The sequence below is a fragment of the Pseudoxanthomonas helianthi genome (assembly GCF_017939625.1).
Lineage (GTDB): Bacteria > Pseudomonadota > Gammaproteobacteria > Xanthomonadales > Xanthomonadaceae > Pseudoxanthomonas_A > Pseudoxanthomonas_A helianthi.
In genome coordinates this window covers 879,937-899,947 of record NZ_JAGKTC010000002.1, presented here as the reverse complement: position 1 = coordinate 899,947, position 20,011 = coordinate 879,937, and the positions used below count along the sequence as shown (strand labels likewise).

Below are 20,011 nucleotides of genomic sequence, written 5' to 3'. Positions count from 1 at the left end.
AAGGTGCGCTCCTACGAGATCAGCGGTGGCGCTCGCGCAGCACCGCGACCGCGTCGTCCAGCGACAGGCCGCGCGAACGCAGCAGCACGGTCAGGTGGTACAGCAGGTCGGCGCTTTCGCCGAGCAGGGCCGCGTCGTCCTGGGCCACCGCGGCCAGCGCGGTTTCCACGCCCTCCTCGCCGACCTTCTGCGCGATGCGGCGCGTGCCGGCTTCGAACAGCTTGGTCGTATAGCTGCCTTGCGGGCGCTCGCGTTCCCGTTGCGCGACCAGCGCATCGAGTTCGGCGAGGAAACCGCCGGGAGCTTCCGGGAAACAGCTGGCGCGGCCCAGGTGGCAGGTCGGCCCATGCGGACGCGCCAGCACCAGCAGGGTGTCCTCGTCGCAATCGGCGCGGATGTCGACCAGGTCGAGGAAGTGGCCGGAACTCTCGCCCTTGGTCCACAACCGCTGCTTGCTGCGGCTGAAGAAGGTCACGTGGCCGCTGGCGCGCGTCACCGCCAGCGCCTCGGCGTTCATGTAGCCAAGCATCAGCACGCGCAGGCTGTCGGCGTCCTGCACCACTGCCGGCAGCAGGCCGTCGCCCTTGTTCCAGTCGAGTTTGTCTTCGCTCACAGCCGCACCTCGATGTCCTCGTCGCGCAGATAGCGCTTCAACGCAGGGATCCCGATCTTGCCGCTGTGGAACACGCTGGCCGCCAACGCGCCATCCACATCGGCGTCGCGGAACACGGTGGCGAAGTGTTCCGGCTCGCCGGCCCCGCCGGAGGCGATCAGCGGAACCGCACATAGCGCGCGCACTTCGGTCAGTTGCGCGATGTCGTAGCCCTTGCGCACGCCGTCGCTGTCCATGCAGTTCAGGACTATTTCGCCCGCGCCCAGTTCCTGCGCGCGCACGACCCAATCCAGCGTGCGCAGGCCGACGCCGGACATCTTCGACGGATCGCCGGTGTTGCGGCGCACGCGCCATTCGCCGTCGGCTTCCCGAACCGAGTCCACGCCGACCACCACGCATTGCACGCCGAACGCGGCGGCCAGTTCGGAAACCAGCTCCGGCCGCTCCAGCGCCGGCGTATTGACCGAAATCTTGTCCGCACCGGCGGCCAGCACCGCGCGTGCGGTCTCGACGTCACGGATGCCACCGGCCACGCAGAACGGGATGTCGAGGTTGGACGAAACCCGTTCCACCCACTCGACGTCGACGTTGCGGCCTTCCGGGCTGGCGCCGATGTCGTAGAACACCAGTTCGTCCGCGCCAGCGTCGCGATAACGCAGCGCCAGCTCGACGATGTCGCCCATGTCCACGTGGTCGCGGAACTTCACGCCCTTGACCACGCGCCCGCCCTTCACGTCAAGGCAGGGAATGATGCGTCGGCTCAGCATCGCAACGCCTCCGCAACCGTGAACCTGCCTTCCAGCAGCGCGCGACCGAGGACGATGCCCGCGCAGCCTTGCGTCTTTGCCCGGCGCACGTCGTCGATGCCGGACACGCCGCCGGACGCCTGCACCTGCAGCGACGGCGCGATTTTCGCCAGGTGTGCGTACAGGTCGAAATTCGGTCCCGACAGCATGCCGTCGCGGGCGATGTCGGTGCACAGCAGGTGCTTCAAGCCTGCGGCTTCGTAGCGCTGTGCCAGTTCGTCGAGGGTCACGCCGGACGCCTCGGTCCAGCCATGCACCGGCAGTTGCCAGATGCCGGCTTCGTCCTGGCGCGCGTCGAGCGCGACAGTGATCCGTTCCGCGCCGAATTCGCCGATCCAGGCGATCACTTCTTCCGGCTGCTTGACCGACAGGGAGCCGATCACCACGCGCGAGGCGCCGGCATCGAGGATGCGCTGCACGTCGGCGCGCGAACGCACGCCGCCGCCGGTCTGCACCTGCAACGACGTGGTTGCGTCGATGCCCTTCAGCAGCGGCGCCAGCGTGTAGCCGCCCTCGCGCGCCGCGTCCAGATCGACCAGGTGCAGCCAGTCGGCGCCTTCGCCGGCATAGCCCTGGATGGCTGCCAGCGGATCGTCGCCGTACCGCGTTTCGCGTGCGTAATCGCCTTGCGCCAGCCGCACCACGCGGCCGTCGCGTATGTCGATGGCCGGATAAAGCTGGAAACCATTGCCGATCATGCCAGTCCGTATTCGATGAAGTTCTTCAACAGGCGCGAACCGACTTCCGAGGACCGCTCCGGGTGGAACTGCGCGCCGGCCGCGTTGCCCTGCTGGACGACCGCCGAGAACTCACGGCCGTACTCGCAGCTGGCGAGGCTGAAATCGCCCACCGGCGCGGCGTAGCTGTGCACGAAATAGGCGTGCGCGCCCTCGTCGATGCCTTCGAGCAGCGAAGACTCGCGGCGCTTGTGCAAGGTATTCCAGCCCATGTGCGGAACGCGCACGCCCTCGCCGGCCGCCAGCTTGGCGACATTCCCCGGCAGCAGGCCCAGGCAGTCGACGTCGTCCTCTTCGGAACGGTCGAACAACAACTGCATGCCGACGCACACGCCGAGCAACGGTTTGTCCAGCGCGCGTAGTACCTCGACCAGGCCATGGCCGCGCAATTTCCTCATGCCTTCCGCGGCAGCACCGACGCCGGGCAGGATCACCCGGTCGGCAGCGCGGATGGCGTCGGCATCGCCGGTCAACTCCGCATCGACGCCGATGCGCTGCAGCGCATAACGCACCGAGCCGATGTTGGAGCCGCCACCGTCGACCATGACCACGTTCATCACAGCGCGCCCTTGGTCGACGGCAGTTCCGCGCCTTCGCGCCGGATCGCCTGGCGCAACGCGCGCGCGAACGCCTTGAAGCAGGCCTCGACCTTGTGGTGGTCGTTCTCGCCCTGCACGCGCAGGTTCAGGTTGATGCCGGAGGCGTCGCACAACGAACGGAAGAAGTGCGGCACCAGTTCGGTCGGCAGGTCGCCGACGCGTTCGCGCTTGAAGTCGCCGTCGAACACCAGGTAGGGCCGGCCGGAGAAATCCAGCGCCGCCTGCGCCAGGGTTTCGTCCATCGGCAACAGGAACCCGTAGCGCCCGATGCCGCGCTTGTCGCCCAAGGCTTCGCGCAGCGCCTGGCCCAGAGCCAACCCGGCGTCCTCGACGGTGTGGTGCTCGTCGATGTGCAGGTCGCCCTCGGCGCGGATCGACAGGGCGAAGCCGCCATGCTTGCCGATCTGTTCCAGCATGTGGTCGAAGAACGGCAGGCCGGTGGCGACGGCAGGCTCGGCGACGCGATCCAGATCGACTTCGACGCGGATCTTCGTCTCCTTCGTGTTCCGCTGCACGGTCGCGCGGCGGGGCGCATCGGCCAGTTCGTGGGCGATGCCGGCCCAATCCCACTCGCCGCCGAACTGCGCGGTCTTCAGCTGGAACCCGCGGATGCCCATGTTCTCCGCGAACTTGAGGTCGGTCTCGCGGTCGCCGACCATCGCGGACTTGTCCAGGTCGATGTCCCGGTCGCGAAGGTAGTGCAGGGCCAGGCCGATGCCGGGCTTGCGCGTGGGCAGGTTTTCCTCGGGGAAACTGCGATCGATCAGCTCTTCGCGGAACACGATGCCCTGGCTTTCGAACACCTGCAGCATCAGCTTGTGCGGACCATCGAAGCTGCCCTGCGGGTACTTCTCGGTGCCCAGCCCGTCCTGGTTGCTGACGATGACGAACTGGAAACCCGCGTCGCGCAACTTCAGCAACGCCGGAATCGCACCGCGCACGAAGCGCAGCTTCTCGTAGGCATCGATCTGGAAGTCGTCCGGCTCCTCGATCAGGGTGCCGTCGCGATCGATGAAGAGGATCTTCTGGCTCATGCCGCTGCCGCCTTGTCCGTGTCCAATGCCGCGATCACGCGGTCGTTCTGTTCGGGAGAGCCAATGGTGATGCGTAGCGCATCGCCGAGCTGCGGCGCACCGCGCTGGTCGCGGACCACCACGCCGGCAGCGAGCAGCGCACGGAATGCGGCTTCCGCATCGGCGAAACGCGCCAACAGGTAATTGCCTTGCGACGGATACACGCGGACGACGCCCCGCATTGCGGCCAGCGCCGATTGCAAGCGCACCCGTTCCGACTTCACCGTTTCCACCCGTTGCCGGGTCTGCGCCAGCGCGGCGTCGGACAGTCCGGCCAGCGCCAGTTCCGCGCAGGGCGTCGGCACCGGATAGGGCGCCTGGCAGCGACGCAGCACGGCGATCAACGCGGGATCGGCGATCAGCGTGCCGATGCGTGCGGCAGCCAATGCATGCGCTTTCGACAAGGTGCGCAGCACGGCGACGTTCGACAGCTCGTCGAGCAGCCCGACGGCCGAGGGAACGTCGGAAAACTCGCCATAGGCCTCGTCGACCACGACCAACGCGCGGCCGGCCAGGCGACGGGCCAATGCCTCGACGTCCGCCAGGGCGATCGCCGCACCGGTCGGATTAGACGGTGAGCACAGGAACACCAGCTTGGCGCGGTGGTCGAGCGCGGCTCGCCCGATGGCATCGAAATCGGGGGCGAAACCCGCCTCCCCGTCCACCAGAGGCACTTCGACGAGCGGCACGTTCTGCAACCTGGCGCACACCGCATACATGCCGAACACCGGCGGCGTGGTCACCACCGCATCGCCGGGTTCGCACAGGGCGCGCACCAGCAGATCGATGGCCTCGTCGCTGCCGCGTCCGATCAGCAACTGCGCAACATCGCAGCCGTATAGCGCGGCGAGCTTCTCGCGCAGCGCAAGTGGCTGCGGCTCAGGGTAACGGCGCGAGCTGCCGCTGGCGTCGCCGGGGCTGGCCCACGGCGATTCGTTGGCATTGAGCCAGACATCGCCGGTCACCGTCGCGCTGCGTGCGGACGAATAGCCGGCGAAGCCGCGCAGGTCGGCGCGAACCAGTTCCAGGACGCTCATGCCGCCTCCATCCGCAGCGCGACCGCATTGGCGTGCGCATCCAGGCTTTCGGCGCGCGCCAGCGTATACGCGCAGCCGCCGATGGCGGCAATGCCTTCGCGGCTGGCCGACTGCACGCTGACGAAGTTCTGGAAGCTGGCCACGCTGACCCCACTGTACGCGCGCGCCGCGCCGCTGGTCGGCAGAACGTGGTTGGTACCGCTGCAGTAGTCGCCCAGCGCTTCCGGGGTGTAATCGCCGAGGAACACGGAGCCTGCGGCTTCGACCTGGCCCAGCCATGCACGCGGTTCGCGCAAGGCCAGGATCAGGTGTTCCGGCGCGTAGGCATTGCTGATGGCGAAGGCCTGCTCCAGGTCCTGCACCCGGACCAGCCGCGACGCCGCCAAGGCTTGGCGCGCGATGTCGGCGCGCGGCAATGCGGCCAGTTGCGTTTCGATCTCGGTTTCGACCGCATCGAGCAGCGCCGCGTCGTCGGACAGCAGCAGCACCTGCGAATCCGGGCCGTGTTCGGCCTGCGACAGCAGGTCGGCGGCGACGAAGGCCACGTTCGCACCGGCATCGGCGATCACCAGCACCTCGGAGGGGCCGGCCGGCATGTCGATGGCCGCGGCGCCGGCCTGGGCGACCTGCTGCTTGGCCTCGGTGACGTAGCTGTTGCCCGGCCCGAAGATCTTGTCGACCTTCGGCACGCTGTCGCTGCCGAACGCCAGCGCCGCCACGGCCTGCGCGCCGCCCAGCTTGAACACGCGGGTGGCGCCGGTCAGTCGCGCCGCGACCAGCACCGCCGGATCGGCGCTGCCGTCCTTGCGCGGCGGCGTGCACAGCACGACCTCCCGGCAGCCGGCCAGGCGCGCGGGCACGCCGAGCATCAATGCGGTCGAGGGCAGCGGCGCGCTGCCCGCGGGTACGTACAGGCCGACGCGGGCGATCGGCCGGATCATCCGCTCGCAGACCACGCCCGGCGCGGTTTCGACCGAGTACGGCTTGGCCATGCCGGCCTTGTGGAAGGCTTCGATGCGTGCGGCGGCTTCGCGCATCGCGGTTTTCAGCTCGTCGCCGACGGCCGCTTCGGCGGCGGCGAACTCGGCTTCCGTGACTTCGAACGACGCCAGTTCGACGCCATCGAAGCGCGCGGTGATCTCGCGCAGCGCAGCGTCGCCGCGCTCGCGCACGTCGGCCAGCAGCGCGGCGACCTGGTCGCGGGTCCGTTGCGCGACGACCTGCACGGGACGGGTCAGCGCATCGCGGCGTCGTGCTTCGTCCAGCGACGCCCATTCGAGACGGTTCATGCCAGCGACCTCTCCACCGACAGCACCATCAGTCCCTGCGCCCCGGCGCGCTCCAGTTCCTCGAGCCGCTGCCAGGTCACCGCGCCGTGGCACATCGTCTGCAACGACAGCGGGCCCTCGCCTTCGCCCGGCAACTGCACCAGCGGATCGGCGTCCGGCAGCAAACGCGCCAGTTCGGCCACGGTGTCGCGATGGGCGCGGAACATCAGCAGCTTGCTGTCCTTCAGCTTCAGCACGCCGTCGACCCGGCGCAGCAGCATTTCGGCCAGCGCGGCGCGTTCGTCGTCGAAGTCGCGCACCGGGCCTGCGAGCACGGCGACACTGTCGAGCAGGGTTTCCACCGGCTTCAGCTGGTTCGCCAGCAGGGTGGCACCGCTGGAAACCAGGTCGCAGATCAGGTCGGCGGTGCCCAGCTTCGGCGCGATCTCGACCGAGCCGGACAGTTCCACCACGCTCGCCTGGATGCCCTGCGCCTGCAGCCATTCGCCGAGGATCGCCGGATAGCTGGTGGCGATGCGCAAACCCTGCAATTGCGCCGGGCCCTGCCATTCCCAACTTTCGGGAATCGCCAACATCAGCCGGCAGCCGCCGAAGCCGAGCGCGCGCAGTTCGCGGAATGCCGGCGGCAGGCCAATGCGCGCGCGTGCAGCGGCCTGCTCGTTCAGTTCGTTGCGCCCGACCACGCCGAAATCGCAGACCCCGTCGGCGATCAGGCCGGGAATGTCGTCGTCGCGGACCAGCAGCAGGTCGATGGGCAGGGATTCGCCGTAGCAGAACAGCTTGTCGCGGCTCTCGCGCCAGCTCAGTCCGCAGGCCGACAGCAGCGCGCGCGCCGGTTCGGCCAGGCGGCCGCTCTTCTGGATGGCGATGCGCAGGCGGTCGCGCTTCGCGCCACCGGTACCGGAAATGGAAGGACTCATGGGGAAAACCGGTCAGTGGGCAGCCGAGCGGCCCTGTTGGCGGCGCAGTGCGGCCGCATAGCCGCCGGCGCCACGCTCCAGGGTGCGGGCGACGCGGCCGATGGTGGTGACGCTGACCTGGGTCAGGTCGTGGATTTCGCGGTACGGCACGCCCTTCAGCAGCAGCGGCACGACCCGCCAGCGATCGGCCATGGCTTCCAGCTCGGCCGGCGTGCACAGGTCTTCCAGGAAAGCCTGCACGTCCTCCGGCCGCGACAGCGCCGCCAGCGCCCGGGCCAAGGCCGAGAGGGGTGCGGCGGGGTTTCCATCGGTGGCAGGGCGACGCTTCATCGCGATTTCGTGTACTTTTGTATTAGCGCATTAATACAATACACAAACCGGAATCCGGTCGTCAAGCGGCATTCGAGCCATGAAAAGGCCTCATTCGGTGGTTTTGCCCGTTCTTGTATCCACGACGACCGGAGTAAACTTGCACAAGGGAGCCGGGCAGGATGCTCGACACGAGTGGAAATCAGGGGATGCCGCACCGAAACGGTCTCGCATGGGTCTGGTCGTTGCTGATGGGCGCGCTGCTCGTCTTCGCCGTGCCCGCGGTCTGCGCGGCCTCGTCCCTGGTCCTGGACGGCAGCGCCCGGCAGGTCGTGCTGGCGCCCTATACGACCTATTTCCACGACTCCGATGGCAAGGCCGGCCTGCCCGAGGCGGAAAACGCACTCGCGACCGGGCGTTTCCAGCCTCTCCCCGGTGGTCGCACCGCGTTCGGCTTCCAGTCCGGCGCGCACTGGTTCCACATTGGCCTGCTGAACCGCAATGCGCGCGAACAGCGCTGGCTGCTGGTGCAGCAGTACGCATTGAGCGACCGCATCGAGGCCTACGTCCGCTACCGCGATGGCCGCGTCGAACACCGGGTCGGCGGCGACCACGTGCCCTTCGACCAGCGTGCGATCCGCTACCGCCACCCCAATTTTGAGATCGACCTGCCGCCCGGCGAACCGGTCGACCTGTACGTGCGCGTGCAGAGCGAAAGCTCGATGCAGGTGCCGCTGGTGCTGTACACGCCCAGCGCCTTCACCGAGATGTCGCGCGACGCGCAGTTCGCCATCGGCATCTACTACGGCATCCTGCTGGCGCTGTTCGTCTACAACCTGGCGCTGCTGATCACCCTGCGCGACGCCAGCTATTTCTGGTACCTGCTGCACGTCAGCGCCTTCGGCCTGGTGCTGTTCGCGCTGTACGGACTCGGTTTCGAATACCTGTGGTCGGATTCGCCATGGCTGGCCGACCAGTCGATTCCGCTGTCGATCTGCCTGGCGCAGATCGGCATGCAGCAGTTCGCGCGCAGTTTCCTCGGCCTGAACCAGCGCTGGAAGCTCGGCGACCGCATCGGCCTGGGTTTCATCGGCTTCTTCCTGCTGCTGGCCTTGGTATGCGGCGCGTTGCCGATCCGCGTGTCCACCCAGATCGCCACCATCGCGACCTTCTTCAGCGCGATCTGGATCGCCGTCGAAGCGATCGCCGCGCTGCGCCGCGGCTACAAGCCGGCCCTGCTGTTCCTGATCGCCTGGGGCACCTTCCTGCTCGGCATCGGCCTGGTCGCGATGGTCGCGTTCGGCCTGCTGCCGAAGACCTTCGTCACCGAATACGGCGTGCAGATCGGCTCGGCTATGGAGATGCTGCTGCTGTCCATCGCGCTGGGCTACCGTTACGGCATCCTGCGCAGCGAAAACGAGCGCATCGTGCGCGAAGCCAACGAACAGCTCGAGATCAAGGTCCAGCAGCGCACCGGCGAGCTGAGCACCGCGCTGACCCAGTTGGAGGATGCGCACGTCAAGCTGCGCGAGTTCGTGCGCTACGACGGCCTGACCGACCTGTACAACCGCACGCACTTCCGCGAGGCGTTCGAACAACTGCTCGACCAGGCCCACGACAACCGCACGCCGATCTCGCTGCTGATGATCGACCTGGACTACTTCAAGCGCATCAACGACGAATACGGCCACCTGGTCGGCGACGACTGCCTGCGCTGGGTCTCCAAGGTCATGGCCGAGACGCTGCAGCCCTATGGCGCCTTGCTCGCCCGCTTCGGCGGCGAGGAATTCATCGCCGCCCTGCCCGGCATGGACCGCGAAGCGGCCACCGCGGTCGCCGAGAACGTTCGCGTCGACCTGCGACACCGTCCCTGCCACAGCGGCTCGCTGGTGATTCCGCTGTCGGCCAGCATCGGCGTGCACACGGTCATCGCCGGCGCGCGCGACAGCCTCGATTCCGCGCTGCAGGTCGCCGACCAGGCGCTGTACGCGGCCAAGTCCGGCGGACGCGATTGCGTGCGGATGCTGTAACCGGTTTTTTTTAGCGACGTCCGCTTGGCTTATCCTGCGCATGGACACAGGACACAGGAAGTCCCATGCGTTTCGCTCTCCCGTTTCTGATTCTGGCGATCTTGGCGCCTGTCGCCGGAAAACCTGCGGAAACCGCGTTGCCGATACGCTCGCAAGTTGCGATGGACGATTGGCTGCAAAGGCATGCCACGGTGCCGGACCCGTTGGATCGGCTGTCGCCTGGTGCCCGCGAGCGCTTTCTCGCCAGTCTCGATTTCGGCGAGAACGGCCTTCGCAGCTTTCCGGTCAGCGACTTGGGGCTCGAGCTCACGCCGGATGAAACCCGTGCCCTGCCCGCATTGTTCTACGAAGATGCGGATGGCATCGCGCGCATGATCCCGCTCTCCGATCAGAAGAACCGGGAAACCGCAGCCAGGCGACGGCTCGGCATCGGTCCATTCGAACGCCGTTACAACCGTTTCTTCCTCGACACCGCGCGACTGCGGCCGGCGGACGACAACGCGCATGCCGCGGCTTTCACGCAGGCTTACCTGGCGGAGTTTTCCGGCATGGATGCCGTGCAGGTCGGCGAGCTGCACGACGAAGACCTGCAACTGCTGCTGCGCGCATCGCTCGATGCAGGAACGATGAGCGACGACGCTTCCATCGCCAGTGCCGCGCTTGTCGCCTATGGCGAATACGAGAAGCGCGGCCTTGCGGGGAGCGCTGAGACCAGCCAGGTCTTCAACCTGTTGCTGGCGGCACGCGATTTCGAAAAAGCGAAAAGGTTCGCGGCAGCACATCCTCGTTCCGGCCTGCCCGAATTGCCTTCGTTCGAAGATGCCGCGCTGCCGGCCGCCTCCCCGACACTATGGGAATTCAGTGCTGACGGAAGGAAACTCAAACGGCGCGCCATTGATCTGGCGCCGGTACAAATCATCGTCACCGCAGGCTGCCACTTCTCGGCGGACGCAGCCGAAGACATTTCCGCCGACCCTGTGCTTGGCCCGGCATTCCAACAACACGCGCACTGGCTATCGCTCGCGCCCGGCCGCGAAGACCTCGGCGCGCTCCTGGAGTGGAACCGGAAATTTCCGAAGGCGAGGATGACGCCGATCCACGACCGGGCGGAATGGTCGATTTTCCCGGCTTGGCGAATGCCGGTATTCCACATCGTTCGCGACGGCAAGGTCGTCGAAAGCGTGGTCGGCTGGCCGCGCAATCCGGCGGAAAACCGCGAACCGCTGATCTCCGCGCTGAAGCGCGCTGGTCTATTGCCGACAGGGAAACCGTAGGGCGGGCCCTGGCCCGCCTTCCATTCGACGCTGAAAAGGCAACGCTGGGCTGAAGCCCACTCTACGCCCGATGCTCCGCCTCTACGAAAGCGCGCCTCGCGCCGCCGCGAGCACTTCGCCACTCTCGACCAACCGGCAGATCGCGGCCACCTCTCCATCCAGCGCCCGATCGCGGGCGAGGAACGGAATATGCGCGCGGATCGCCGCGTGCGCGGCCGCAACCGCGGCGCCGGGATGGAATTCGTCGCTGGCCGCCAGCTCGGCGCGCAGCGCTTCGACTTCGGCGAGGAAGCCTTCACGGCCCGGCGTGCCGGGCAATGGACCGCCCTGCACCTTCGCCGCCAATTGCTCGGCGTCGGCGCGATCGGACAGGTCGCGCGCCGCGTTGATCATGTCGCGGCGCAGGTCCAGCGCCTGCGCAGCGGTGTACAGCTCCAGCGCCAGCACCCGGGACAGGTCGCGGACCATCGCCAGCACGTGCCGCGCCTCGTTCGCGCCCATCGACACGTGGTCTTCCGCGTTCGCGCTGGTCGGCACCGAGAACACCGAAGCCGGATGCGCACGGCTGGCCAGGTCGTTGACGATGGCCGCGGCGGTGTACTGCACGATCATGTGGCCCGATTCGGTGCCGTCTTCATTGCCGATCAGGAACGCCGGCAAGCCGTCGTTGGTCGCCGGGTCGACCAGCTTGTTGAGGCGGCGCTCGGAAATCGACGCCAGCGTCGGGATCGCCGCCTTCACGTAGCTCATCGCCAGCGCCAGCGGCATGCCGTGGAAGTGGCCGGCGGAGATCACCTGCTCCTCGACGTGTTCGGCCTGCTTGTCGGGGAACACCAGCGGGTTGTCGGTGACCGAGTTGAGTTCGATCTCCAGCACGCGCTTGGCCTGTTCGACCGCGTCGCGCACCGCGCCATGCACCTGCGGGATGCAGCGCAGCGAATAGCTGTCCTGCGGCTGGTGCTTCTTGCCGCCACGGAACGGCTTGAAGCGCAGATAGAACTTCTCGCGGCCGTGGCGCTGGTCGCTGGGCACCCAGTCCCAGCCGATGTCGAAACGCAATTCGCGGGCCGCATCGGTGTCCCAGCTGTGCGGCAGCCACGGACGGAATTTCGGCACCAGGTGATACGGAATGTCGGCCAGGGTCGAGCCGGACAGCAGTCTGCGCAGCTGCGACGCCGCGCGGACCTGTCCCGGATGCGGGCGCAACGCATGCACCTCCTCGGCGAATGCGCCGAGGCGACCGGCGAAGGCGTCTATGGTCATCGCCGCGGCGAGGTCGGCGGTGTCGAGCAGCTTTTCCAGCCGGTGCACGGCCAGCACGCCCATCGCCAGCATCTGCGCGGTGCCGTTGTTCAGCGCCAGGCCTTCCTTGTACGACAGTTCGACCGGCACCAGACCTGCGCGCTGCAGCGCTTCCGCGCCCGGCAGGCGTTCGCCATCGAAGAACGCTTCGCCGCCGCCGAGCAGGACGATGGCCAGGTGCGACAGCGGCGCGAGGTCGCCGGACGCGCCGACCGAACCCAGTTCCGGCACTACCGGCACCACCCCGGCGTTGAGCAGCGACGCCAGCGCCTGCAGCGTCTGCACGCGGATGCCGGAATGCCCGCGCAGCAGCGTATTGATGCGGATGCCGAGCATGGCGCGGACGATTTCCGGCGCCATCGGTTCGCCGACGCAAACCGCGTGGGTGACGATCAGGTTGCGCTGCAGCTCTTCGTGCAACGAACGGCCCGAAGGCACGTTGCCCGGCAATTCGTCGCGCAGCGGATGCGCACCGAGCAATTTGTCCGCGTTGCTGCCGAAGCCGGTGGAAACACCGTAGATCGGCTCCTCGCGGCGGACCTGCTCGGCGAGGAAGTCGGCGGCACGGGCAACGCGCTTCAACGCATCGGCGTCGAGGCCGACGCTGGCCCCGTAGGCGATTTCGACCAGTTGTTCGCGGGTCAGCGACTGCCCGTCGAGAAGGATCGGTTTCATCGACGCCCCGCCAGCGCGCGCGCCTGTTCCAACTCCACCTTCAGCGCCGAGGCCAGTTCGTCGCGCCGCACCTCGAACTGCTGCTCGCGCTGCAGGTCCTTGACCGCGACCACGCCGCGCGCGGCCTCATCGTCGCCACACAGCACGACGAAGCGGATGCCCGCGCGGGAGGCGTACTGGAATTGCTTGCCGATCTTCTTCGGCTCCATCTGCACTTCGGTGTTGATGCCGCCCGCGCGCAGGCGACGGGCGATGTCGAGCGAATCGGCCATGCGCGATTCGTCCATCAGCGCCACCAGCGCCTGCACCGAACTTTCCTCGATGCCGGAAATCAGGCCCGCTTCGCGCAATTGCCAGAACAGGCGGGTCACGCCGATCGAAATGCCGACGCCCGGCAGCTTCGACTTGGTGTAGTGGCTGGCCAGGTCTTCGTAGCGGCCGCCCGAGCAGATCGAACCGATCTGCGGATAACCGTCGAGCTGGGTTTCGTAGACCGTGCCGGTGTAGTAATCGAGGCCGCGGGCGATGGAGAAGTTGAGGCACCAGTCGCTGTCGGGCACGCCCAGCGCATGGACCAGTTGCAGCACCTCGCGCAGCTCGGTGATGCCCTGGTTCAGCGTATCGCTGCCCTGCCCCAGCGCGTCGAGCTTGGCCAGTGCGTCTTCATAACCGGAGGAGCGAACGGCGACGAAGTCGAGGATCTTGCCCACCACTTCGTCCGAAAGGCCGAAGCCCTCGCCGGTCAGCGTCTCGCGCACGTAGTCGGCGCCGCGCTTGTCCAGCTTGTCCACCTCGCGCAACACCAGCGCCTGCTGTTCGCCATCGGCGATGCCCAGCCCTTCGAAATAGCCGCGCATCAGCTTGCGGTTGTTCAACTGCACGGTGAAATCGCCGATGCCCAGTTCGGAGAACACCGCATGGATCACCGCCAGCACTTCCGCGTCGTAGCGGATACTCAGCGCGTCCTTGCCGATCACGTCGATGTCGCACTGGTAGAACTCGCGGAAGCGGCCGCGCTGGGCACGTTCGCCGCGATACACCCGCTGGATCTGGTAGCGGCGGAACGGGAAAGCGAGTTCGTGCTCGTGCTCGGCCACGTAGCGGGCCAGCGGCACGGTCAGGTCGAAGCGCAGGGCCAGCTCGGGCAGGCCTTCGCCTTCCTTCTCAAGGGCGCCGGTCGACTGGGCGAAATACACTTGCCGCTCGGTCTCGCCGCCGGACTTGGTCAGCAGCACTTCGGACAACTCGAATACCGGCGTTTCCACCGGCAGGAAGCCGAACCGCTCGTAATTGCGGCGGATCGTGTCCAGCATGCGCTGGAAGGCGATCTGTTCGCGGGGCAACAGTTCCATCACCCCGGGCGGCGTGCGCGGCTTGATCAAGCGGAAACTCCTGAAGGAAGGCAAGGGTGCGGCGTGGCCGCGGCAGGCGATCATTTTAGCGGTTCGACGCCCGTTCACGGCGGAAACCGGCTTGGCCCTTGCCCCGAACGGGTCGGTCTGAATACAATACGCGCCCTTCGGGGTGTAGCTCAGTCTGGTAGAGCGCTACGTTCGGGACGTAGAGGTCGCAGGTTCGAATCCTGTCTCCCCGACCAATCGCATTGGTACAAGCAGCCTGGAAACCCGCGTTTCCGGGCTTTTTTGTGCCTGTCTGAAACGCTTCCCGCGGTTCGCTTCGGCATAATCCCCGGCTTCACCAACCACGGGAAACCGGCCATGCGTCAGCTGCGCCTCGCGATACTCGCCACCGCCCTTGCCTTCCCCTGCTTGGCCCACGCGCGCGACAACGCGATCCCAGACGTCGCCCGGCAGTGGACCGACCAGGTCGCCAGCATCAGCGCCGGCGACGACACCGCGGCGCGCGGCAAGGCCATCCAGCAACGGCTGGATGCGCTGGGCCTGAAGTGGCGCGAGGAAGCCTTCACCCAGGACAAGCAACAAGGCCGCAACATCATCGCCGACCTCGGCGGGCCCGAAGGTGCGTCATTGCTGCTGATCGGCGCGCACTACGACCGGGTGGCGCAGGGCCGTGGCGCCACCGACAACGCCTCCGGCTCGGCGGCCGTGCTGGAACTGGCCTCTGCGCTGAAGGCCAGGCCGCTGGCCAAGCATCGCGTCGCAGTGGCGTTCTGGGACCTTGAAGAAAAGGGCCTGCTCGGCTCGAAGGCCTACGTTGCCGACAAAGACCGCGAGAAGCCCGCGCTGTACGTCAATTTCGACGTATTCGGCTGGGGCGACACACTATGGATGATGGCACCGCGACCCGACGCGCCGCTCGCCGCGGAAACCGCCGCAGCGGCCAAGTCCAACGGCATGCCGCTGAGCGCTGGCGACAAGTATCCCCCGACCGATCACCAGGCGTTCCTCGAGGCGAAGTTGCCGGCTGTTTCGTTCTCGCTGACCGACGCCGACGAGATCAAGGGCGTCCTCAGGATGTACCAGCAGTTGTACGCGAAGCAGAAACCCACGAACCCGCCGAAAATCATGCAGGTGATCCACAGCGATCGCGACACCGTCGCCGAACTCGACCCGGCCAACGTGCCGCGCGCCCTGAAGACCATCGAGGACGCGCTTCGCACCTGGGATGCGGGCGCATCCCCTCCGTAGGGCGAGCCTTGGCCCACCGGCGCGGCCCATTCGAAGCGAGGGATGGTGGGGCTCAAGCCCACGCCTGCGAACCGCTACAGCTTCGATTTCCACTCCGCACTGACCAGCTTCCAGTCGCTGCCGTCCAGCCGCCAGCCAGTCTTCACATCCCAGAGCTGACCGCTGTCCGGCAACGCGCCGTCGCCGCCCGTGGCGGCGGCGGTGAAATCCACGGCTGCCTGGCTTTCCCCCTGCATGCGCAACTGCAGCGGCCCGATGCTCACCCCGACGTTGCGGTAACGGATGAACAAGGCAGCCGCCATGCGCCGGGCCTGGCTTTTGTCCATCCCGTCGTTGCCGATGAAATCCGCGGCGAGCATCCCGTCGATCGCCGCCGCATCGCGCGCTTCGACGGCGTGCTGGAGCGCGCCGACCTGCTGGCGCAAAGCCTGCTCGGGCGGCGTGCGTGCGCACGCGGCCAGGATGAGCACCAGCAACGCGCAACACAACCAACAACACTGGAGTCGGCGAACGTTTCCGATCATGGTTCCTGCCTTGCGCTGCCGTCATGCATCGGCAAGCGAAGTTGGCGGAAGGAGTGGGATTCGAACCCACGGATGGTTTGACCCATCGCCGGTTTTCAAGACCGGTGCCTTAAACCGCTCGGCCATCCTTCCGTTTATGAAATGCTCGCGGACGTTGCGCCGCGGGCATTTTGGCATGCGCGGGACGCCTACGACGCCTTTTTCAGCTTCGCCGCCATTTCGGCCTTGGCTTCCTCGCACTTGCCGCCGCAATCCAGCCGCGAGGACTCGATCAGCTGCGGCAGGTGTTCGGCGAGGAAATCGATAAACACCCGCACAGCGGGCAACAGGCCGCGGCGCGAGGCGAACACGGCGTGGCAGATGCCCTGCGGCAGCGACCATTCCGGCAACACCACTTCCAGTTCGCCCTTGCGCACGGCTTCGGCGCAGACCGTTTCCGGCAACAGGGTGATGCCGTAGCCGTCCTTTGCCAGCGCCTGCAGCAACGGGAAGTCGAAGCCCATCAGGCGCGGCTGCAGGTCGACCCGGCGCACTTCGCCCTCGGGGCCATGCAGCTCCCAGCGTTGCCGCGCTTCGTCTTCGCTGATGCTCAGGGTGACGTGTTCGGCCAGGTCCTCGGGCCGCTGCGGGCGGCCTGCGCGCTTCAGGTACTTGGGGCTGGCGACCAGCAGTTCCTGGATCTGGCCGAAGCTGCGCATCACCAGGCTGCCGTCGTCGTCGAGCTTGGCGCGCACGCGCAGGGCGACGTCGTAACCCTCGTTGATGATGTCGACGCGGCGATTGTTGACGTGCAGTTGCAGGCGCACCTTCGGGTACTTGTCGAGGAACATCGGCAGGATCTTCGGCAACTGCATCTGCGCCACCGCCACCGGCACGCTGACCCGGACCACGCCGCGCGGTTCGGCGCTGAGCCGGTCCACCACTTCGCGCGCGGCCTGTGCCTCGGCCAGCATGGTCTGCGCATGGCGATGCACGCTCATGCCCACGTCGGTGACGGCGAAGCGGCGGGTCGAGCGCTGCAGCAGGCGCACGCCCATGTCGGTTTCCAGCTGGCTGATGCGCCGGCTCAGCCGCGACTTCGGAATGCCCAGCGCGCGTTCGGCCGCGGCGAAGCCGCCGTGGTCGACCACCATGGCGAAGTAATACAGGTCATTGAGATCTTGCATGGCTTTTATTCCATTATTGGAACAATAAGTAATATACAACCATCTTTATTCCGAAAATGCAGCGAATTATTGTTTCACCAACCGCAGCAATCCTGCATTTCAACGGAATATTACTATGAAACTGTTGCATATCGATTCCAGCATCCTCGGCGAGAACTCGGTCAGCCGGCAGCTTTCGGCGGCCGCCGTGGCCAACTGGCGCCAGCGCGCTCCGCACATCGAGGTGGAGTACCGCGACCTGGCCGCCGAGCCCCTGCCCCACCTGAGCGGCGCGTCGCTGGCTAAGGCTGACCCGGCCGAAGCCGAGGCCGCCGAGCGCACGATGCAGCAGTTCCTCGACGCGGACGTCATCGTCATCGGCGCCCCGATGTACAACTTCTCGATTCCCTCGACGCTGAAGGCCTGGATCGACCGCGTCGCCGTGGCCGGCCGCACCTTCCGCTACACCGAGAAGGGGCCGGAAGGCCTGGCCGGCGGCAAGAAGCTGATCGTGGCCGGCGCGTTCGGCGGTATCCATGCCGGTTCGCCGACCGACTTCGTCGAGCCCTACCTGCGCCAGGTGTTCGGCTTCCTCGGCATCACCGACATCGAATTCGTCCGCGCCGACGGCATCGCCTATGGTCCGGAACATCGCGAACAGGCGATCAATGCCGCGCTGGCCAGGATCGCCGCGAACGACGGCGAACTAGCCGAAGCCGCCTGATTCACGAAAGCGGAATCGCACGGAGCCCCTCTCCCATTGGGAGAGGGGTTGGGGTGAGGGTACGGCGAAGGGATCGACTACGACCGTTCGCGAACCCTCTGACATTCCGGCAGTTCGCCCTCATCTACTCCGCCGTACCTCAGCCGCTCGATGCGGCTTTGATACCCGGCGCTGCGCGCCACCCCCGACTCAAGCATTCGGGGGCAGGCTCTTCTCCCGCAGGGAGCAGGGAAAATCAGGCGATCCGATCGACGCCGCCCATGTACGGACGCAGCACTTCCGGCACCGTGATGCTGCCGTCGGCATTCTGGTAATTCTCCATCACCGCCACCAGCGCGCGGCCAACCGCGACGCCGGAACCGTTGAGCGTATGCACCAGCTCCGGCTTGCCGGTGGCCGGGTTGCGCCAGCGCGCCTGCATGCGGCGGGCCTGGAAATCGCCGCAGTTGGAACAAGACGAAATCTCCCGATAGGCGTCCTGCGAAGGCAGCCAGACTTCCAGGTCGTAGGTCTTGCGCGCCGAGAAGCCCATGTCGCCGGTGCACAGCAGCACCTTGCGGTACGGCAGGCCGAGCTTTTCCAGCACCACTTCGGCGCAGCGAGTCATGCGCTCGTGCTCGGCGTCGGATTCCTCCGGCCTGGCGACGCTGACCAGCTCGACCTTCTCGAACTGGTGCTGGCGGATCATGCCGCGGGTGTCGCGACCGCCGCTGCCCGCCTCGGAGCGGAAGCACATCGAGTGCGCGGTCATGCGCAGCGGCAGGCGTTCGGCTTCGACGATCTCGTCGCGGACGATGTTGGTCAGCGGAACTTCGCTGGTCGGGATCAGGTAGCGCTTGTGCTCGCCCAGTTGGGTGGAGAACAGGTCTTCCTCGAACTTCGGCAGTTGCCCGGTGCCGGACAGGCTGTCGGCGTTGACGATCACCGGCACGTTGGTCTCTTCGTATCCATGCTCGCCGGCGTGCAGATCCAGCATGAACTGCGCCAGCGCGCGATGCAGCCGCGCCAGCTGCCCGCGCAGCACGGTGAAGCGCGCGCCGCTGAGCTTGGCCGCGGTGTCGCCGTCCAGCCAGCCGTGCCGTGCGCCCAGGTCGACGTGGTCCTTGATCTCGAAGTCGAACGCCCGCGGCGTGCCCCAGCGACGCACTTCGACGTTGTGGGCTTCGTCCTGGCCCTGCGGCACCGATTCGTCCGGCAGGTTGGGGATGCCCAGCGCGATTGCCTCGATCTGCGTGCGGATCGCATCGAGTTCGACTTCCGAGGCCTTCAGCTCGTCGCCGAAACCGGCGACTTCGGCCATCACCACCGAGGTGTCCTCGCCCTTCGCCTTCATCTGGCCGATGGCCTTGGAGCGGGTATTGCGCAGGTTCTGCAGCTCCTGCGTGCGCACCTGGATCGCCTTGCGCCGCGCTTCCAGCGACGACAGCCCTTCCACGTCCAGCGCGAAGCCGCGGCTGGCGCGCAGGCGTTCGGCGAGTTCGGCGGGCTGATTGCGGAGCAGCGTGGGGTCGAGCATGGCGAAGGTTTGTGCGAACGGGTTGGCGATTATCGCCTTTCCGCCCGGCCGCTGTCCCGTTCGCGTCCCCTGCGGCTGTGCCAGAATCGGCGCGTCTTCCTGGAATCCGCCATGCCCGCCAGCAATTCCCCTTCCGACCACCATCTCGTGTTCCGCCTGCCCCGGCGCAGCCTGCGCATCGCCGGCATCGCCCTGGGCGTGGGCGTGTTGCTGGCCTTGCTGGCGATGTGGCTGGGTCGCGACAAAGGCTTCTACACGGTGCCGCCCGTGGCGCCGGCCGCCAGCGGCAACGACATCCCGACCCTGCCCGAACCGATGGCCGCCGGCGGCGATGCCAGCGGCATGCAGGCGCCGCCACCGCAGGCGGAAAAGCCGCAGGTGGTCGAAACCCCACCGCCGCCGATGCCGAATCCGGTGGAAGAAACCCCGCCGCCCGAAGCACGGCCCGCACCCGACCGGGCGCTTGCGGCCGGCGACGTGCCGACGCCGATTCCCGGACAGAATCCGCCGCCCGAATACCCGGCCCGCGCCATGCGTGCGGGCGATACCGGCACGGTGGTGGTGCGCGTGATGGTCGGCCCCGATGGCGTGCCGACCGACGTCGGCGTCGGCCAGCGCAGCGGTTCGCGCGACCTGGACCGCGCCGCGGTCGAAGCGGTGCGCAACTGGCGCTTCAAGCCGGCGCAGCGCGATGGCCAGGCGGTGGCCGCGAGCGTCGACATTCCCATCGACTTCAAGCTCGAACGCTGAGCGCGCGCTTTACGCTTCCTGCACAAAGCCGAATGCCGACCGAAGGCGCGGCGAGGTTCATCGCGCAATCACGCAAATT

At 67.1% G+C, this 20,011-nt stretch carries 19 protein-coding genes and 2 tRNA genes; 6 read left to right on the top strand and 15 right to left on the bottom strand.

Annotation, left to right across the window (positions count from 1 at the left end; translation table 11 throughout):
• Positions 1 to 19 precede the first annotated feature (19 nt).
• The 9 genes from hisIE to J5837_RS11900 are packed head-to-tail and all read right to left on the bottom strand — an operon-like array spanning position 20 to position 7,404.
• The gene (gene hisIE / locus J5837_RS11940) at positions 20 to 613 is read right to left on the bottom strand and encodes a bifunctional phosphoribosyl-AMP cyclohydrolase/phosphoribosyl-ATP diphosphatase HisIE (protein ID WP_210536949.1); all 594 of its coding nucleotides are present in this window, start codon (positions 611 to 613) and stop codon (positions 20 to 22) included.
• Positions 610 to 1,380, bottom strand: a complete 771-nt coding sequence (gene hisF / locus J5837_RS11935; RefSeq protein WP_210536948.1) for an imidazole glycerol phosphate synthase subunit HisF — start codon at positions 1,378 to 1,380, stop codon at positions 610 to 612. Before hisF ends, hisIE begins: the two co-directional genes overlap by 4 nt.
• The gene (gene hisA, locus J5837_RS11930; RefSeq protein ID WP_210536947.1) at positions 1,374 to 2,117 is read right to left on the bottom strand and encodes a 1-(5-phosphoribosyl)-5-[(5-phosphoribosylamino)methylideneamino]imidazole-4-carboxamide isomerase; all 744 of its coding nucleotides are present in this window, start codon (positions 2,115 to 2,117) and stop codon (positions 1,374 to 1,376) included. Before hisA ends, hisF begins: the two co-directional genes overlap by 7 nt.
• The gene (gene hisH / locus J5837_RS11925) at positions 2,114 to 2,713 is read right to left on the bottom strand and encodes an imidazole glycerol phosphate synthase subunit HisH (RefSeq protein ID WP_210536946.1); all 600 of its coding nucleotides are present in this window, start codon (positions 2,711 to 2,713) and stop codon (positions 2,114 to 2,116) included. The genes hisA and hisH overlap by 4 nt, the downstream gene beginning before the upstream one ends.
• A complete protein-coding gene (gene hisB, locus J5837_RS11920) occupies positions 2,713 to 3,789 on the bottom strand; it encodes a bifunctional histidinol-phosphatase/imidazoleglycerol-phosphate dehydratase HisB (RefSeq protein ID WP_210536945.1) in 1,077 nt (358 codons plus the stop codon). The genes hisH and hisB overlap by 1 nt, the downstream gene beginning before the upstream one ends.
• The gene (gene hisC / locus J5837_RS11915) at positions 3,786 to 4,865 is read right to left on the bottom strand and encodes a histidinol-phosphate transaminase (protein ID WP_210536944.1); all 1,080 of its coding nucleotides are present in this window, start codon (positions 4,863 to 4,865) and stop codon (positions 3,786 to 3,788) included. The genes hisB and hisC overlap by 4 nt, the downstream gene beginning before the upstream one ends.
• Positions 4,862 to 6,154: a histidinol dehydrogenase gene (hisD, locus tag J5837_RS11910; RefSeq protein ID WP_210536943.1), complete on the bottom strand. Its 1,293-nt coding sequence runs from the start codon at positions 6,152 to 6,154 to the stop codon at positions 4,862 to 4,864. Before hisD ends, hisC begins: the two co-directional genes overlap by 4 nt.
• Entirely contained in the window at positions 6,151 to 7,074 is a 924-nt protein-coding gene (gene hisG, locus J5837_RS11905; RefSeq protein ID WP_210536942.1) for an ATP phosphoribosyltransferase, read from the bottom strand. The genes hisD and hisG overlap by 4 nt, the downstream gene beginning before the upstream one ends.
• Before the next feature lie 12 nt (positions 7,075 to 7,086).
• The gene (locus J5837_RS11900) at positions 7,087 to 7,404 is read right to left on the bottom strand and encodes a YerC/YecD family TrpR-related protein (RefSeq protein ID WP_210536941.1); all 318 of its coding nucleotides are present in this window, start codon (positions 7,402 to 7,404) and stop codon (positions 7,087 to 7,089) included.
• A gap of 188 nt (positions 7,405 to 7,592) precedes the next feature.
• Here J5837_RS11900 and J5837_RS11895 point away from each other — a divergent pair, with 188 nt between their 5' ends.
• Together J5837_RS11895 and J5837_RS11890 are read left to right on the top strand one after the other, a co-directional pair.
• Positions 7,593 to 9,413 (top strand): sensor domain-containing diguanylate cyclase, encoded by a 1,821-nt coding sequence (locus tag J5837_RS11895; RefSeq protein WP_210536940.1) that lies wholly within the window; start codon positions 7,593 to 7,595, stop codon positions 9,411 to 9,413.
• A 65-nt stretch (positions 9,414 to 9,478) separates the two neighbouring features.
• Positions 9,479 to 10,687 carry a hypothetical protein gene (locus tag J5837_RS11890; RefSeq protein ID WP_210536939.1) on the top strand — a complete coding sequence of 403 codons (1,209 nt, stop codon included), beginning with the start codon at positions 9,479 to 9,481 and terminating at the stop codon, positions 10,685 to 10,687.
• Between the two features lie 81 nt (positions 10,688 to 10,768).
• Here J5837_RS11890 and J5837_RS11885 read toward each other — a convergent pair whose 3' ends face one another.
• A complete protein-coding gene (locus J5837_RS11885) occupies positions 10,769 to 12,664 on the bottom strand; it encodes an HAL/PAL/TAL family ammonia-lyase (protein ID WP_210536938.1) in 1,896 nt (631 codons plus the stop codon).
• Positions 12,661 to 14,046 carry a histidine--tRNA ligase gene (hisS, locus tag J5837_RS11880; RefSeq protein WP_210536937.1) on the bottom strand — a complete coding sequence of 462 codons (1,386 nt, stop codon included), beginning with the start codon at positions 14,044 to 14,046 and terminating at the stop codon, positions 12,661 to 12,663. The genes J5837_RS11885 and hisS overlap by 4 nt, the downstream gene beginning before the upstream one ends.
• A gap of 138 nt (positions 14,047 to 14,184) precedes the next feature.
• Between hisS and J5837_RS11875 the strand changes: the two genes are divergently transcribed.
• Both J5837_RS11875 and J5837_RS11870 read left to right on the top strand, forming a co-directional pair.
• Positions 14,185 to 14,261 (top strand) — tRNA-Pro (locus J5837_RS11875).
• 121 nt (positions 14,262 to 14,382) lie between these two features.
• A complete protein-coding gene (locus J5837_RS11870) occupies positions 14,383 to 15,273 on the top strand; it encodes a M28 family metallopeptidase (RefSeq protein WP_210536936.1) in 891 nt (296 codons plus the stop codon).
• A gap of 74 nt (positions 15,274 to 15,347) precedes the next feature.
• On the opposite strand, the gene J5837_RS11865 is transcribed toward J5837_RS11870, so the two are convergent.
• The 3 genes from J5837_RS11865 to J5837_RS11855 form a co-directional block, all read right to left on the bottom strand.
• Positions 15,348 to 15,749, bottom strand: coding sequence for a nuclear transport factor 2 family protein (locus tag J5837_RS11865; RefSeq protein ID WP_210536935.1), 402 nt, complete (start codon positions 15,747 to 15,749; stop codon positions 15,348 to 15,350).
• Positions 15,750 to 15,839: 90 nt separating this feature from the next.
• A tRNA-Ser gene (locus J5837_RS11860) sits at positions 15,840 to 15,929 on the bottom strand.
• Between the two features lie 56 nt (positions 15,930 to 15,985).
• The gene (locus J5837_RS11855) at positions 15,986 to 16,963 is read right to left on the bottom strand and encodes a LysR family transcriptional regulator (RefSeq protein ID WP_210536934.1); all 978 of its coding nucleotides are present in this window, start codon (positions 16,961 to 16,963) and stop codon (positions 15,986 to 15,988) included.
• Between the two features lie 115 nt (positions 16,964 to 17,078).
• On the opposite strand from J5837_RS11855, the gene J5837_RS11850 reads away from it, so the two are divergent.
• Complete coding sequence (locus J5837_RS11850) at positions 17,079 to 17,666, top strand: FMN-dependent NADH-azoreductase (protein WP_210536933.1); 588 nt, start codon at positions 17,079 to 17,081, stop codon at positions 17,664 to 17,666.
• 235 nt (positions 17,667 to 17,901) lie between these two features.
• Here J5837_RS11850 and serS read toward each other — a convergent pair whose 3' ends face one another.
• Positions 17,902 to 19,182 carry a serine--tRNA ligase gene (gene serS, locus J5837_RS11845; protein ID WP_210536932.1) on the bottom strand — a complete coding sequence of 427 codons (1,281 nt, stop codon included), beginning with the start codon at positions 19,180 to 19,182 and terminating at the stop codon, positions 17,902 to 17,904.
• 111 nt (positions 19,183 to 19,293) lie between these two features.
• Here serS and J5837_RS11840 point away from each other — a divergent pair, with 111 nt between their 5' ends.
• Positions 19,294 to 19,932 carry an energy transducer TonB gene (locus tag J5837_RS11840; RefSeq protein ID WP_210536931.1) on the top strand — a complete coding sequence of 213 codons (639 nt, stop codon included), beginning with the start codon at positions 19,294 to 19,296 and terminating at the stop codon, positions 19,930 to 19,932.
• The last annotated feature ends 79 nt before the right edge of the window (positions 19,933 to 20,011 follow it).

Bases quoted from the DNA above. Each gene is read 5' to 3' on its own strand.
- J5837_RS11870 (WP_210536936.1), top strand. From the start codon at position 14,383: ATGCGTCAGCTGCGCCTCGCGATACTCGCCACCGCCCTTGCCTTCCCC.
- J5837_RS11855 (WP_210536934.1), bottom strand. From the start codon at position 16,963: ATGCAAGATCTCAATGACCTGTATTACTTCGCCATGGTGGTCGACCAC.
- hisA (WP_210536947.1), bottom strand. From the start codon at position 2,117: ATGATCGGCAATGGTTTCCAGCTTTATCCGGCCATCGACATACGCGAC.
- J5837_RS11850 (WP_210536933.1), top strand. From the start codon at position 17,079: ATGAAACTGTTGCATATCGATTCCAGCATCCTCGGCGAGAACTCGGTC.
- hisH (WP_210536946.1), bottom strand. From the start codon at position 2,713: ATGAACGTGGTCATGGTCGACGGTGGCGGCTCCAACATCGGCTCGGTG.
- serS (WP_210536932.1), bottom strand. From the start codon at position 19,182: ATGCTCGACCCCACGCTGCTCCGCAATCAGCCCGCCGAACTCGCCGAA.
- J5837_RS11890 (WP_210536939.1), top strand. From the start codon at position 9,479: ATGCGTTTCGCTCTCCCGTTTCTGATTCTGGCGATCTTGGCGCCTGTC.
- J5837_RS11895 (WP_210536940.1), top strand. From the start codon at position 7,593: ATGCCGCACCGAAACGGTCTCGCATGGGTCTGGTCGTTGCTGATGGGC.
- J5837_RS11885 (WP_210536938.1), bottom strand. From the start codon at position 12,664: ATGAAACCGATCCTTCTCGACGGGCAGTCGCTGACCCGCGAACAACTG.
- hisF (WP_210536948.1), bottom strand. From the start codon at position 1,380: ATGCTGAGCCGACGCATCATTCCCTGCCTTGACGTGAAGGGCGGGCGC.
- J5837_RS11840 (WP_210536931.1), top strand. From the start codon at position 19,294: ATGCCCGCCAGCAATTCCCCTTCCGACCACCATCTCGTGTTCCGCCTG.
- hisC (WP_210536944.1), bottom strand. From the start codon at position 4,865: ATGAGCGTCCTGGAACTGGTTCGCGCCGACCTGCGCGGCTTCGCCGGC.
- hisG (WP_210536942.1), bottom strand. From the start codon at position 7,074: ATGAGTCCTTCCATTTCCGGTACCGGTGGCGCGAAGCGCGACCGCCTG.
- J5837_RS11900 (WP_210536941.1), bottom strand. From the start codon at position 7,404: ATGAAGCGTCGCCCTGCCACCGATGGAAACCCCGCCGCACCCCTCTCG.
- hisB (WP_210536945.1), bottom strand. From the start codon at position 3,789: ATGAGCCAGAAGATCCTCTTCATCGATCGCGACGGCACCCTGATCGAG.
- hisD (WP_210536943.1), bottom strand. From the start codon at position 6,154: ATGAACCGTCTCGAATGGGCGTCGCTGGACGAAGCACGACGCCGCGAT.